At 49.7% G+C, this 13,636-nt stretch carries 11 protein-coding genes; 3 read left to right on the top strand and 8 right to left on the bottom strand.

Going from position 1 to position 13,636, the window contains the following annotated elements:
• Positions 1 to 11: 11 nt before the first annotated feature.
• Genes OEZ43_07045 through OEZ43_07020 form a run of 6 tightly spaced genes read right to left on the bottom strand, consistent with a single transcriptional unit; the run spans position 12 to position 6,034 of the window.
• Positions 12 to 476, bottom strand: a complete 465-nt coding sequence (locus tag OEZ43_07045) for a hypothetical protein (GenBank protein ID MDH5545332.1) — start codon at positions 474 to 476, stop codon at positions 12 to 14.
• A complete protein-coding gene (locus OEZ43_07040; GenBank protein ID MDH5545331.1) occupies positions 476 to 919 on the bottom strand; it encodes a hypothetical protein in 444 nt (147 codons plus the stop codon). Before OEZ43_07040 ends, OEZ43_07045 begins: the two co-directional genes overlap by 1 nt.
• A gap of 1 nt (position 920) precedes the next feature.
• Positions 921 to 2,129 (bottom strand): type II secretion system F family protein, encoded by a 1,209-nt coding sequence (locus tag OEZ43_07035; protein MDH5545330.1) that lies wholly within the window; start codon positions 2,127 to 2,129, stop codon positions 921 to 923.
• Positions 2,130 to 2,132: 3 nt separating this feature from the next.
• Positions 2,133 to 3,803 (bottom strand): ATPase, T2SS/T4P/T4SS family, encoded by a 1,671-nt coding sequence (locus OEZ43_07030; protein MDH5545329.1) that lies wholly within the window; start codon positions 3,801 to 3,803, stop codon positions 2,133 to 2,135.
• An 11-nt stretch (positions 3,804 to 3,814) separates the two neighbouring features.
• Positions 3,815 to 5,317, bottom strand: a complete 1,503-nt coding sequence (locus tag OEZ43_07025; protein ID MDH5545328.1) for a hypothetical protein — start codon at positions 5,315 to 5,317, stop codon at positions 3,815 to 3,817.
• Between the two features lie 54 nt (positions 5,318 to 5,371).
• Entirely contained in the window at positions 5,372 to 6,034 is a 663-nt protein-coding gene (locus tag OEZ43_07020; protein MDH5545327.1) for a prepilin-type N-terminal cleavage/methylation domain-containing protein, read from the bottom strand.
• A 374-nt stretch (positions 6,035 to 6,408) separates the two neighbouring features.
• On the opposite strand from OEZ43_07020, the gene OEZ43_07015 reads away from it, so the two are divergent.
• Genes OEZ43_07015 through serS form a run of 3 tightly spaced genes read left to right on the top strand, consistent with a single transcriptional unit; the run spans position 6,409 to position 9,445 of the window.
• Positions 6,409 to 7,686 (top strand): replication-associated recombination protein A, encoded by a 1,278-nt coding sequence (locus OEZ43_07015; GenBank protein ID MDH5545326.1) that lies wholly within the window; start codon positions 6,409 to 6,411, stop codon positions 7,684 to 7,686.
• A gap of 59 nt (positions 7,687 to 7,745) precedes the next feature.
• Positions 7,746 to 8,120: a fluoride efflux transporter CrcB gene (crcB, locus tag OEZ43_07010; GenBank protein ID MDH5545325.1), complete on the top strand. Its 375-nt coding sequence runs from the start codon at positions 7,746 to 7,748 to the stop codon at positions 8,118 to 8,120.
• A gap of 32 nt (positions 8,121 to 8,152) precedes the next feature.
• Positions 8,153 to 9,445, top strand: coding sequence for a serine--tRNA ligase (gene serS, locus OEZ43_07005; GenBank protein ID MDH5545324.1), 1,293 nt, complete (start codon positions 8,153 to 8,155; stop codon positions 9,443 to 9,445).
• Between the two features lie 41 nt (positions 9,446 to 9,486).
• On the opposite strand, the gene OEZ43_07000 is transcribed toward serS, so the two are convergent.
• Both OEZ43_07000 and OEZ43_06995 read right to left on the bottom strand, forming a co-directional pair.
• The gene (locus OEZ43_07000; protein ID MDH5545323.1) at positions 9,487 to 9,828 is read right to left on the bottom strand and encodes a TusE/DsrC/DsvC family sulfur relay protein; all 342 of its coding nucleotides are present in this window, start codon (positions 9,826 to 9,828) and stop codon (positions 9,487 to 9,489) included.
• Positions 9,829 to 9,940: 112 nt separating this feature from the next.
• Positions 9,941 to 13,606: an Ig-like domain-containing protein gene (locus OEZ43_06995; protein MDH5545322.1), complete on the bottom strand. Its 3,666-nt coding sequence runs from the start codon at positions 13,604 to 13,606 to the stop codon at positions 9,941 to 9,943.
• Between the last annotated feature and the right edge of the window lie 30 nt (positions 13,607 to 13,636).

Below are 13,636 nucleotides of genomic sequence, written 5' to 3'. Positions count from 1 at the left end.
TCCTCACTGTTCTAATCCAGTCGTAATTTTCGACTTCCACGAGGCCCAGCTAAGGAAACATAGTCGCTCTCGATCAGTCTAACTTGGTATCCGCCTACGCGGTCGCCTACCGAGACGATCTTGCCGTTTATCATCGCCTTTTTGTCGCTTTGTTCTATTAGAATTGCATTTACCTGATATGTATCGGAATCCGCATCAGTAAGCTTGGTAGAGTTTGGTAGTTCGTTACCTTGTTTTACATTTTGGGTAAAAGTATTTTCAGTTTCGCGATGATCCGGAAGAAACGCCTTTATGCGCACATCATACCGTGCAGCGCTGAGAGCTTTCACTTCTGGTACTATGGGGAGGTCGAGACTGACTGCTTGGATTGGTTTATGATCGGCGAGAGAGTCTCTGTACAATTGCGCTGCAGTGACAGCGAAATATATTGAAAAAATTATTGTAATCAACGGAATATACGGCCTGACGTTATTCATTATTTTCTATCCTCCGCGAAGACATTTTTGTGTCCCGAAATGCTGATGTAGACGCTTTTTTGTTTACTATCGCCTGAATCTTCCGCGAGCAGAAAATCCTGCAGGTAAAAGTATTCCGTATCACGATAGAGTTTCCTGAGATAGCTGTTCATGCCGACGACTTTCTTTCCTGTCAGTAGCGCCTTGTAGTCGAGAGGATTGAACGTAATTTGGCTATCGGAAGGGTACGGATACTTTCCGGAAATCACCTGGTATTCTTTCAAGTCTCGATTCATGCGCGATAGCAGACTTAGATCGGCCTCGACAGACTGCAGTCCGGCGGTTGCCAAATCGAGTCTATAATTGGACGAAAGCAAAAACAGGGTGCTGATGAAAAGAAGAGCTGCTGTATAGGCACCATATCTGAAGGTGTGTTTTTCAAAAGGGTATCGCAGGAGTTTCATTCTAGGTCCCCATGGTTGCCATTAGTTCGTACAACGGGCCCAGTAATGCAATTGCAAAAAAGGCAAAACCTGTTGCTACCACGATCATGATCACCGGTTCAATCAGCTTGCTAATGCCGTCTACGAGCTCCTGTACCCGCTGAAAATATATATCGGAAATCTTTGTCAGCTGTTTGTCCAGCGATCCCGTCTGTTCGCCTATTCCCATCATCCGGTTTACAAGCGGATCAAAAGCCCCGGTCTCAATAAAGCTGTTTAGCAACGATGATCCCGACTTTATGCTCTCGGTAATATCCTTGACGGCGTGCTGAAAATAGGCGTTGTTTAGCGAGTCGGTTACCGTATCAAATGCCTTGGTGATGGGAATGCCGGTGCTATACATAAGCGCTAGATATTGAAAGTAGAAGGCCAATTGCGAACCCCGAATCAATTCACCAAAGACAGGCATTTTCCAGATGCCCGCATCGGTGTAGTATCGAAATTCGTCGTTTTTTCGCGCAAGCGTAATCGCAACAGGTAAGAGAAGAAATGCTACAAAGACGATTGCCCAATTACTGGCCATAAACTCCGATAGATGTATGAGTATGACTGTAGCGGTCGGCAACTCCACATTCATGGTATAGAACAATTCAACAATTTTTGGCACGACAAACGCGGTCCAGAAAATAAAACCGCCTATCATCGCCACTAGGGTAATGCCGGGATAAATCATGGCACGCTTGGTTGATGACTTTATCGCTTCAGTGCGCTCAATATAATTGGCCGCGTCCTTGAGCGTATTTTCCAGATTCCCGCTGTCCTCGCCGATTTTTGCCAGGGAACAGACCATATCTGGTATCACACCGGTTTTACGCATGGCCTCGGAAATCAAATAGCCGCTCAGAAGATAATTTTTTATCTTGATCATGACATTGCGGAAAACGGCGCGTTTGGCATTGTCTGCCATGTCCTGTAGCGCCGCTTGAATCTCAAGACCGCTACCCACATACAGGGAAAGATAGTTGCACAGCTCAACAACTTCCTGGGCCTTGAGCTTGGGATTCACCAGGTCAACAATTGGTAACAGCGGAGAGGGAACCTCAAAATAGTTTAGAATTTCGAGGTTTCGTTTTTCTATTTCGCTAAAGAATTCGTCGTGGCTACTGAAATATTCGCCACTCCGATTGTTGTGGCCTTGATCATCTATAGTAGTGTAGACAAAAAAAGACATTTACTAGGCCGCTATACGTTGTTTGCTTGCCGTGCCCCGTTTTTCATCCTTGACTACACGGTCGATTTCGAACAAGTCGGTTATACCTTGCTCCACAAGTTTAAAGGCTGCCTGTCGCAGTGAGATCATACCGTTTTTTAGGGCGTGTTCCTTGATCTCAAGTGCGGAGGCATCGCGATCTATCATGTCTTTTATCGGATCATCTATACTCAATACTTCGCACACAGCGGTGCGGCCCAGGAATCCGGTTCCGTGGCAATGGTCACAGCCTTTGTGTTGATACACGGTTTTACCGTGCATATGTTCCGGATAATTTTTGTCGCCGATGGCTACGCGCGTACTCTCTTTGCAATGATCACACAGCTTGCGCAACAGTCGTTGTGCCAAAACACAGCTAAGCGTTGATGCCAACATAAAGTTACCGACGCTCAAGTCACGCAGGCGCGCGATGGCACCAACAGCATCATTGGTATGTAGTGTCGACAGGACCAGGTGACCGGTCTGCGCCGCACGCACACCGAGAATTGCGGTCTCTTCGTCGCGTATCTCGCCGACCATGACTACGTCCGGGTCCTGGCGCAGGAAGCTGCGTATGGCAGACGAAAACGTGATCCCTGCCTTAACGTTGACCGCTACCTGTCTTATCAAGGGCATTTGAAACTCGACCGGGTCTTCGACCGTCATCACGTTTTTCTGCATGGCGTTAACGCGTCGTAGCGCACCATAAAGGCTGGTGGATTTGCCCGAACCGGTAGGGCCGGTCGCCAGGACCATGCCATACGGGTTCTTCAATGCCTGGCTAATGACCTCAAGCTGTTCAGGTAGGTAGCCTATATCGTCAAGCGAGAGTATATCCTGGCCGCCAGCGAGGATACGCAGTACGAGATTTTCGCCTTTGGATGTCGGTAAACAGGACACACGCATATCGTAGGACTGTTGCAAGAACTCGAAGCTCATGCGTCCGTCCTGTGGGCGATTGAGTTCGGCAATATCCATTTGTGATTCGACCTTAAACGTCGAGACAATACGTGCGTGCATCTGCGGCGGAAGTGTATAGACCAGTTTCAAAACGCCATCGATACGGTAGGAAACGAGTGTGGCGAAACCAGTGGCCGTTACGTGAAGGTCGGATGCGCCGACTTCGATCGCAGTGTGAATAATAATGTCGACGACTTTCTCGGCCTTGAATGGTTTTCCCGCCTGGACGGTTTTCACGATTTCATCCATATCCTTGTCCAGCGGATGCTCGGCCAAATAGTAAAGCTGTTCAATTTGACGCAAGGTTTTGCCTCTTGGCCCTACATGTAGATCGTATTTCATACTGGTAAATCGGGAGATCTGGTCCAGTCCTTTGGTATCAAACGGATCCGTAATGACTAACTGAAGGCGATTCTCTTTGATCGCGACGGGAAGAATCTCGTGTTTTTGCGAAAAGTTATACGGTATTTGGCTGAGCGCCAGTTTGTTAGGTATCACGCGCGCGAGCGGTTCATAGGCCATATTTGCCTGTTTGGCGAGGATGACAGCTATCTCCGAGTCGGTGACGAAATTCAATTTGAGCAGGGTGTCGCCGAGTCTCTCCTTGGTGGCCTTTTGTACCTGCAGTGCATAATTGACCATATCATCATCGATGATCCCTTCGTCTTTTAACAAGTCGCCTATTTTCTTGGCCATAGGATATTACCTCATCCGCCGATAAATTCTCTTGCATTCACGTCCAGGTCGGTCGTAAATGTGGCTTTGCCACTGGTGGTTTCCATGGGTTCGAATGACATTAGTGGACTTTCGAGTTTCGTTCGCTTGTTCAATTGGCTGACAAAACGGACAAATGCTTTGTGTGCGCGCTCGTAGTCACCCTCGCTAACCGCAACAAGATTGACGACATACTGGCCCGGTATTTTGGGCGTTTTTGCCTTCGTATTTCGTGTTTTGGATTTGTGCTTGGGTGATATCTTGAGTTTGGTAATCGCGATTCCGTTCGGCGTTTGCGACGAAATCCACGAGACAAAGTTATCAAGTCTGAGCTCGTCCAACCGTTCTCGTTCTTCCTTGAGACGTGTCTTGATGTTATTTTCGGCGATAGTCGTCGGCCATGCTTGCTGCACCTGTTTTAAGTTGGCAGCGACAGTTGCTGTCTTAGCATCTACGTCGGACGTCACGCTATTCGCATAGAGGTTTATCAGACTGCCAAACAGAACAAAAACTGAGGCTAGCGCAACACTGGAATTGAAAAGCGGCCTCGCCATTCGATGGGCAATGGCGACGTGTTTGTAATCGACTGGGGAGAAGTCGTGGTGCGGTTTGCAGAATATCAGGCCGTATAGTTCCGGCCAGACGAATATTTCCTCGATGCTGGAGTGAATGCCAAGGTTTAGTTTGTGGACGATGTCTGTTTTCAGTCTTTCGTCGCGGCTTAGATACTCTGCGTAGTTTTCGGATTCATCCTGGTTGACAGCGTTGGCCAATGTTTCAACAGTTTTACCTAGCCAGATTATCGGGAGATCGTCGTCGTTGAAAAGTCGCTTTCCGTCCGTGCGCAGGCTTTCAGTCATCTGCATTAACTCATTTATTGAGTTGATGTCTTCAATGCCGTCGAATCCAGCATCGAATGCGTCGTTACCAGTAGTTCGAATCTTTCGTGAATAAATGTTTCCGTTACGCACGACAATTCCTATTACGGTTGTGTCATCAGACCAACACGCAATTACGGGTTCGTCAGTGCCACGGGAAACCAATGCGGCGATTGCGGATTCCCTAGGTGCAAACAAGCCGTGTGAATATTGCTCATATAAGGTGTTTTCCAATAGCGCGCCTATGTCGTGCACGTCAAATGCAACGACTGCGACAGTATTCTCTAAGTTGTTGCTGGAGATCAGTTTGGTCCTGAACTCAAATTTTTCATCGAAGACGGATTCTTGTTCGACCGCTTTCCGTACAAAAACGTTTTCGGATTTTTTATTTCCTTTTCGCGTGTTAAACACGTCGAAATAGCTTTGTTGAGGAGACTCGAATGCGATACGGATTTCATCGAATTTCAAGTCCCTCAAGGCATTAAATGGCGCTTTTCCGTTGGACACAAGACGGCGCCCCGCGAAAAGTGCGTAGCGGTATTGCGTGTCTTCGCCTTGAAATTCCTCGTCATGAGGTCGGCTCAGGAGCAGGGTTCGTAGGTGTAGTGACGCAAACATTTTTTGCTAGCCTAGATGAGTCTCCGGGAAACGTTCCCGGAGACTCGCCCCCGTCTATGGAAGGATTTTGTCGTAATAGTAGGCGACCGCAACAGACGATTCATCGAGTGCCGTTGTTGGCCAAGTGCCGCCGTTGACCCCAGAGTCCCAGCGACGGATCCTGCCGGTTGCGCCGTCTTCCTGGCCATCGGTGGAAACGTCCATCATCTTGGCCATCCAGGCAGGGACATCGTAGGCAACGATCACGTTGGCCTGTAGGCCGTTAGTCGTATCATCGGCATAACCAATATTAAATACGCCGTTGGCCATATGCGACGCGAGTTGCGCGTTGACGGTGCTTGTCGGTGCCAGCTTGGCGGCACGTAGGTCGGCAAAAGCGGTATTCTGGTCTTCTGCGGGCGTCGCCGCGTCGCAGGAAATAGTCGACGGGTCGGTCGCGGAATTATCCAGCGCGGCTGCGGGCGATACCGCATTAACCGGTTGGAATCCAACCAGACCGTCGATATCGCAATCTCCTGGCCAGCGTCCCTTTCTATCGTAGTAAGACCACAACATGGTCTCGATGGAGCTCATATCACTTTGTACTTTTTTTACCTTGGAACTGTTGATGAGATCCTGCCCCTTGAGTATTGCGCCTAAAATGATACCGATAATGACGAGTACCACAGCCAGTTCTATCAAGGAGAAACCGGATTGCCTGTTGGGTTGCATGCTCATAATCCTCTTTTTCGTGATCTGCAAACTGAGTAGTCGTCTTTTGGCGGGATTGTTTTACGCGGTGAAATCAGTAGAAAAACTTTTATCTACGGCAAAACATAGAGATAGGGCGAAAACGTGTATGATTGTTTACCTTGGTTTACGTTACGAAACGAAGCGAGGTAGCGGTACTTGGTTTTTTGTTACTTTCTTTTACTTTTGAACAACGGCTATGTTCGAAACGGAGGATGTCGCTACAAGCGAGTATCCGCACCGAAGTGGACACCCATATGGCATAATACGCCACGCGAAAACAATGTGATCAAAACAGAATAGTGAAACAATCCGATCTTCTCACCGCTCACCAGGACAGTTATCGTCCGCTTGCCGACCGCATGCGTCCGACGTCTTTGGATACCTTTTACGGGCAAAGACACATACTTGCCGAGGGCAAGCCTTTACGTCGTGCGGTAGAGGCAGGACATATCCACTCGATGGTGTTGTGGGGGCCACCGGGCACAGGTAAGACGACCCTGGCGCGGATGATCGCGCAAGCAGCAGACGCGCAGTTTCTCACCCTGTCCGCCGTGTTGTCCGGGGTGAAAGATATCCGCGCCGCGATTGACCAGGCACACGATTACCACAAGGCCAGCGGTAAGGGCACGGTCTTGTTCGTCGACGAGGTGCATCGTTTTAACAAGTCGCAGCAGGATGCCTTTCTGCCGTTTGTCGAAGACGGCACGATTGTTTTTATCGGTGCGACCACAGAGAATCCATCCTTCGAACTCAACAATGCCTTGTTGTCGCGAGCGCGCGTTTACGTATTGAAATCGCTCGGTCACGAAGAGGTGCGCGAGATTATCGACCGTGCTTTGAGCGATAGTGAAAAAGGTTTGGCGGGAATGATGTTGGATTTTTCCGAACCACTACGCAACGAACTCGCACAAGCCGTTGACGGCGATGCGCGGCGTTGTCTCAACTTCCTGGAAATACTCTCGGACCTCGCAGAGGTCAATGAGCAAGGCAGCATGGAAGTCACGCCAGATTTGTTATCGGAAGTCCTTGCCGGCGGCGTCCGTCGTTTCGACAAAGGTGGTGAGGCCTTTTACGACCAGATCTCTGCACTACATAAATCGGTGCGTGGTTCTGATCCGGATGCAGCATTGTACTGGATGTGTCGCATGATCGATGGTGGTGTCGATCCACTTTATATCGCGCGACGCGTAGTGCGCATGGCCAGCGAGGACATCGGCAATGCCGACCCGCGCGGACTGGAAGTGGCGATGAATGCCTGGGATGCGATGGAGCGTCTCGGCAGCCCGGAAGGGGAGTTGGCCCTCGCCCAGGCGGTGTTATACCTCGCCTCGGTGCCCAAGAGTAACGCGGTGTATAAGGCATACAATGCCGCTATGGCGGATATCAAAACGCATGGTTCTCACGAAGTGCCGGTGCATCTACGTAATGCGCCGACGCGCTTGATGAAGGAACTCGGCTACGGCAAGGCCTATCGTTACGCCCATGATGAGCCCGATGCCTACGCCGCCGGTGAACACTATTTCCCGGATGATATGCCTCATCGTCATTACTATGACCCGGTCGATCGTGGCCTGGAGAGCAAGATACGCCAGCGTCTGCAGTGGCTGCGTGAGCTCGACGCCAAGTCCCGAGCATAGAGATCAGACGACAACTTTAGTATGATGCCCGACCAGGACGAAAGACGAAGGCGGATGGTTTGAATCATCTACTGGCAATAGCCGCAGGCGGCGCGCTCGGAGCAATGGGACGTTATGGCGTCAGTCAGGGTGTGCACAGCGTGTTGGGGCGGGGCTTTCCCTACGGAACGCTCACGGCCAATGTATTGGGCTCCTTGCTCATCGGTGTGTTATTTGTTTTTCTGGTAGAACGTATCGACGCCTCGCCGGAATGGCGCGCCTTTCTGGTGGTGGGTTTTCTCGGCGCGTTTACCACGTTTTCCAGTTTTTCGCTGGAGACCATGAATCTGTTGACGCAAGGCGAGGCGGGCAAGGCCATGCTCAATGTCGTGTTGAGTGTGTCCTTGTGTTTAGTCGCCACCTGGGCAGGAATTCTGCTTGCACGTCAGTTCTAATGACAACATCTGTAGTAAACGGGAAATAAAGAATGTTAGATCCTCATCGCATACGCAATGATCTTGAAAACACCGCAGCGCAATTGGCGCGTCGCGGATTTGTCCTCGACACCGGCGCCATTGAGGCCCTGGAAAACGAGCGCAAATCGGTACAGGTAAAGACCCAGGAATTACAGGCCGAGCGTAACGCCAAGTCCAAGAGTATTGGCAAGGCCAAGGCAGCGGGTGAAGATATACAACCGCTGCTGGATGAGGTCGCGGGACTCGGCGACAGTTTAAAAGAATCGGAACAGCGCCTGAGCGAGATCCAGCAACAGCTGGAAGACATTCTTGCAGGCGTGCCTAATATTCCGCATAGCTCGGTGCCTGCTGGAAAAGATGAAAAACAGAATGTCGAGGTCCGTCGTTGGGGTGAGCCGAAGCAATACGCCTTCGAAGTCAAAGATCATGTGGACCTCGGCGAGGCGGTTGGTCAGATGGATTTCGAAACCGCAGTAAAAATCAGCGGTGCGCGCTTTACCAATCTGCGTGGCGATCTGGCGCGGATGCATCGCGCCTTGATTCAATTCATGCTCGACACCCATAGCGAACAACATGGCTACACTGAAACGTATGTACCCTATCTGGTGAACGCGGACAGCTTGCGTGGCACCGGTCAGCTACCCAAATTCGAAGAAGACCTGTTCGCGATTCGCATGCCGGAGGATGCGTCGAACCAGTTTTATTTGATTCCTACGGCAGAAGTACCTGTGACCAATATCGTGCGCGGTGAGATTGTCGAAGCGGACAAAATGCCGGTGAAGTTTGTCGCCCATACGCCGTGTTTTCGTAGCGAGGCAGGTTCCTACGGGCGTGATACCCGCGGCATGATACGCCAGCATCAATTCGAAAAAGTTGAACTGGTGCAAATCGTTCGTCCGCAGGATTCCTACGATGCGCTGGAAGCATTGACCGGTCACGCTGAAACCATATTACAGAAACTCAATCTGCCTTATCGGGTCATGGCCTTGTGCACCGGCGATATGGGATTTGCTTCTGCCAAGACCTATGACCTGGAAGTCTGGCTGCCCGCGCAAAACACCTATCGTGAGATTTCCTCGTGTAGCAATTTTGAAGACTTTCAGGCGCGACGGATGTTGGCGCGTTGGCGCAATCCGGAAACCGGCAAGCCGGAATTGGTGCATACACTAAATGGTTCTGGCCTGGCGGTGGGCAGGACGCTGGTGGCGATTATGGAGAACTATCAACAGGCGGACGGTAGTATCGAAATTCCTGAAGCATTACACCCGTATATGGGTGGGAAAAAGGTGATAACTGCGGCATAAAAAAAGGCGGACCGAAGTCCGCTTTTTTTTCGAGATTCGGATTAGTAGCCGCCCTTGCGTCGACTCTCGGGCAAACCGGCGATACGGCCCGCCTGCTTGGAAGGGTCGCCGGGAAACAGGGTATATAGCGACTTAGAGTCTAGGTTCTTATCGTCCCATTTCTTCTGCATCGCCTTCAAAATATTGCGGGTATTGGGCTGATTACCGTTGTTGTCGAAGAATTCTTCGCGCAGATAATTCATCAGATCCCAATGTTTTTCGGTGAGTGTGATTTCTTCCTCAGCCGCAATGACCGTTGCGACATCCTCGTTCCAGTCTTCCTGATTCACCAGAAAGCCGCTATCGGTGGTTTCGACGGTTTTTCCATTGACTTCGATTGCCATAGTACCCCCTTGTTTTGGTATTTAGTTAATTACTAATGTTGACATGATAAGTCAGTTATATAGGTGACCAAAATAAAAATTTTTTTGTGGTGTATAGATAAATAAACCTTATTTATGGTGTAGGTATGGTTAGCGCTCGACTCATTGTGAATTCGCCGCTCTCCGTCGTATTTAAAGTAAATACGACGTTGAAGTCAAAAGGACCGGCGACCGGCGCATCCAATGCGTAAGTAACCGTTAGTGTTTCTTCCGCTCCCAGAATATTGTTGTTGAGTGTTTCCGCATCTTCGGTAAACCAGATTTGTGTTTCACCATTGCGTAGTTCGAATGAGGTCAACCCGAATTCGCGTTGTGAATAATTCTTGAGAGTCAATACGAATCGCGTACCGCTTTGAGCTGTCTGGTTGTCGCCGACAAGTTTCATTCGACCCGCGATGTCAATTAGCTCGGCGAAACTGGAAACAATAGTTAGCGAGGCATTTGCTGTGAGGTTGGTGTTGGTTTCTGTGATGGTAAACAAATATCTACCCGCGGTTGAATTTACGTATGGTGGAAAGACGACAAATCCATTCGAGTTTGATGGACCGCTGAAACTAAGGTAGGGAGCACTGTCCATTTCGAGTTGGAGGGACGTGGCCGCGTTAGCAAGTGAGGAGCCATCAGAATTGAGCAATTGAACGACTATGTTGGATGTTTCTCCGCTGCTGTCGAGCATGACTCGCGGTTCCATTAACAGATTGAATGCAGTAATTTGTGTTGGATCATATACCAGTGTAATCGGCAGGCTTGCACTCTTACCCAAGAGCGACGCTGTTACTGTGACACTGTCATTGCTATCCCCAATTGCCTGAAGAAGACCTTTGTTTGCGTTGGTATTACTAACCAGGGCAAGGCGAGGTTTGTCTGATTGCCAGGTGACTTCCTTAGTGACATTGCGTGTACTGGCATCGGAATAGGTCGCTGTAGCAACCATTGCCATCTCAGTTCCATGCTTGAGTGTGTCTGTACCAGCGCTTAGTTCAATGCTGGTGAGCGTGGCGTTGCTAACGGTGATATCTGCCGCAACGGATAAACCTTTTAGCGTTGCGCTCACACTGGCGTTTCCGGCTTGTATCGCCTTGATCATGCCCGGCCTGGCAAGTCTGTTGACGACGACGTTGGCACTACTGCTTTCCCAGGTGGCCTGTGTTGTCAGGTCCAGTGTTGAAGCGTCACTGAAATGGCCGGTAAGCAGTAGCTGTTGTTGTGCACCGCCGGGCAAGGTAATCGATTCAGTTGAAAGCGAAATAGACTGCAATACGGCGCTACTTACGGTGATGTCGGTACTGGCGCGATAGCCGGCGTAGGTCGCGTAGATGGTTGATGTTCCCTCTGAAAGCGCCGTAATCTGGCCTCGCTTTTTAATACTGTCGTTCAAGCTAATGACACGGGTATCAGAACTGGACCAATTGACTAAATGGGTAATATCGCGGGTTTTTCCATCGAAGTAGTGTGCTGTAACTGCCAATTGCTGAGAGTATCCTTGCGCCAGGTTCTGACTCGCTACTTCTATCGTGATATCTAATAGCAATGAGGGGCGCACAAGGACATCCAGGCTACCATATATGACTCCGCTACTGGCGACGATTGTTGCTGCGCCAACACTGCGGCTAATGACTTGGCCGATGAGGTCTGGTTGGTTTGAAACTTCGACCACATCGTGATCGCTGGATGACCAGGTCACGTTGCGACTTATGTCGCGACTTTCTCCGTTGTCAAATATGCCAATTGCTTGCGCGGGTGTAATTACATTTCCCTCTAGGTGAGTCGTTTCCATGCTCACTTCAATATGTTCCAGCACGGCAGTTGTGACGGTGACTTCCGTACTTGCGCTACGCTCGCCCATTGTCGCCGACACATTGGTGCTTCCTTCCGCATATGCGCCTACCTGGCCTTTTAAATTCTTGTCGTGGTCGTTAACGCTGGCAATAGTTGATGTATCACTCTTCCAGGTGGCGTTTTGAGTCACATCTAACTGTGTTCCGTCGCTATATCGAGCAATGAGACGCAGTCGTTCGATTTGTCCGGTAGACAATAAGACGTTTTGCGGCTCAATAAAAAAAGAGTCGATAGTCGCTGCGGTAACCTCGATACTGGCGTTCGCCTTTAGACCATCAAATTCGGCACGTACAGATGTGTTGCCAGTGGCAATCGCGGATACCATGCCGTTATCTCGTAGGCTATTTGAAACAGTGGCAATGTTGGTGTGATCACTTGACCAACTGACTTCATTCGTCAAATCGAGCAAACTGCCATCGGTATAGCGGCCTGTGGCCCGGAACGGTTGTCGAGAACCATTTGCCAGAGTAAGTGAGCTGGGCGTAATCGAAAGAGAAAGTAAGGCGGCATCAGTGACGAAAAAGGTAGATTTCCCCAGCCTATTTTGTAATGCGGCAAGAACTTCGTTGGGGCCTTTTCTCACGGCCGAAAGACGCCCGCTATTGGGGCCATTTTCTATTGTCGCGCTATAAGCGTTTTTAGAAATCCAGGTAGCTGACTTTGAAATGTCCAGTTGACTACCATCGCTAAACACACCCGTGGCGCGCAGCGGAATACGTGAACCTGCGGCTATCTGCCTTAAATGCATCGGGGTAACCTGGACCGCAAGCAAGGTGGCGTCATTGACTATGACGTTGGTGCTTTGCGTTTTATTGCGGAACCTCGCAGTAATTTCCGCGCTCCCCGTAGACAGTGCGAGCAATTCCCCTCTGCGGTAAAGTCCATCCACTCTGGCAATGCTGTCGTTATCCGTTTGCCAAATTATCTGGTCGGTAATATCTCGCCTGCTTGCATCGCTAAATATTCCAAACACGCTAAAATCTTTTCTGAAACCCGCAGCGATATTGATAATCTCCGGCTCGATTTCCAGGCTTTGCAAAGTTACATCCGTTACCTGAATTTCGGTAGAGGTACTGACTGCACCGCTTTTTGCGGTAATTGTAGCCTTGCCAGGCGTAACAGTCTTGGCGGTACCGTCTGTTTCCATAAAGACTACAACATTGTTATTACTTGACCAGGTAGTGTCTGCGCTGATATCGCGTTTGCTGCCATCGGAAAAGAGACCTGTCGTGCGGGCCTTCACCGTGAGATTCTTAGGTAAGACACTGACGTCATTTTCAATGATCAATTTATCCAGACTGGCTTCTGTGACTTCTATCAAAGTGGAAAAAATTGCCGCGCCATTTGTGGCGATAACAGCGGTTGTGCCGGGCGATAACGCTTTTACCAGCCCCGTGTTTGGATCAATTTGAATAATGCTGCTGTCTAACGTTTGCCACTCCACAAAGCGGCTATAGTCCTGGCGACTGTTATCCTGGAAAAACACCATGGCTTGAAACTGTTGCGTATACCCAAGGGGCAGTTTGACATTCTCAGGTTCGACTCGACCAATACTCAACGTCGTATCGACCACGGTGAGTGGATATGTCGTGGTTCTCTCACCATATGAAGCAGTGACACTTACCTGACCTACGGTGAGGCCGGAAACCGTGCCGTTTTCTATTTTGGCCACAGTCTGGTCTGACACCGTCCAAGTGGTCTGATCGGTGACATCTCTGACTTCATCATCAACAAATACAGCGATTGAATTCAGTTGCAGGCGAGACTGTTTAGCGAGTTGTTGGCTGGGCGCGCTAATACTCAGGCTGGACGCGACTGGTGGGGCTTTGGAACAACTGGATATAATCAGCAGCAAAAAAAGAATCCCCATATAGGGGATTCCGGTATTCTTTACATTCATTCTTATTTTTCCTGTTTTTAAGACATTGCT

This window comes from Gammaproteobacteria bacterium (genome assembly GCA_029881255.1).
Taxonomy (GTDB): Bacteria; Pseudomonadota; Gammaproteobacteria; order S012-40; family S012-40; genus JAOUMY01.
This window is presented reverse-complemented; position numbering and strand designations above follow the sequence as displayed.

What these genes read in the sequence shown, in the direction of transcription:
- OEZ43_07045 (MDH5545332.1), bottom strand. Translation starts at nt 476, where the DNA reads ATGAATAACGTCAGGCCGTATATTCCGTTGATTACAATAATTTTTTCA.
- OEZ43_07040 (MDH5545331.1), bottom strand. Translation starts at nt 919, where the DNA reads ATGAAACTCCTGCGATACCCTTTTGAAAAACACACCTTCAGATATGGT.
- OEZ43_07035 (MDH5545330.1), bottom strand. Translation starts at nt 2,129, where the DNA reads ATGTCTTTTTTTGTCTACACTACTATAGATGATCAAGGCCACAACAAT.
- OEZ43_07030 (MDH5545329.1), bottom strand. Translation starts at nt 3,803, where the DNA reads ATGGCCAAGAAAATAGGCGACTTGTTAAAAGACGAAGGGATCATCGAT.
- OEZ43_07025 (MDH5545328.1), bottom strand. Translation starts at nt 5,317, where the DNA reads ATGTTTGCGTCACTACACCTACGAACCCTGCTCCTGAGCCGACCTCAT.
- OEZ43_07020 (MDH5545327.1), bottom strand. Translation starts at nt 6,034, where the DNA reads ATGAGCATGCAACCCAACAGGCAATCCGGTTTCTCCTTGATAGAACTG.
- OEZ43_07015 (MDH5545326.1), top strand. Translation starts at nt 6,409, where the DNA reads ATGCGTCCGACGTCTTTGGATACCTTTTACGGGCAAAGACACATACTT.
- serS (MDH5545324.1), top strand. Translation starts at nt 8,153, where the DNA reads ATGTTAGATCCTCATCGCATACGCAATGATCTTGAAAACACCGCAGCG.
- OEZ43_07000 (MDH5545323.1), bottom strand. Translation starts at nt 9,828, where the DNA reads ATGGCAATCGAAGTCAATGGAAAAACCGTCGAAACCACCGATAGCGGC.
- OEZ43_06995 (MDH5545322.1), bottom strand. Translation starts at nt 13,606, where the DNA reads ATGAATGTAAAGAATACCGGAATCCCCTATATGGGGATTCTTTTTTTG.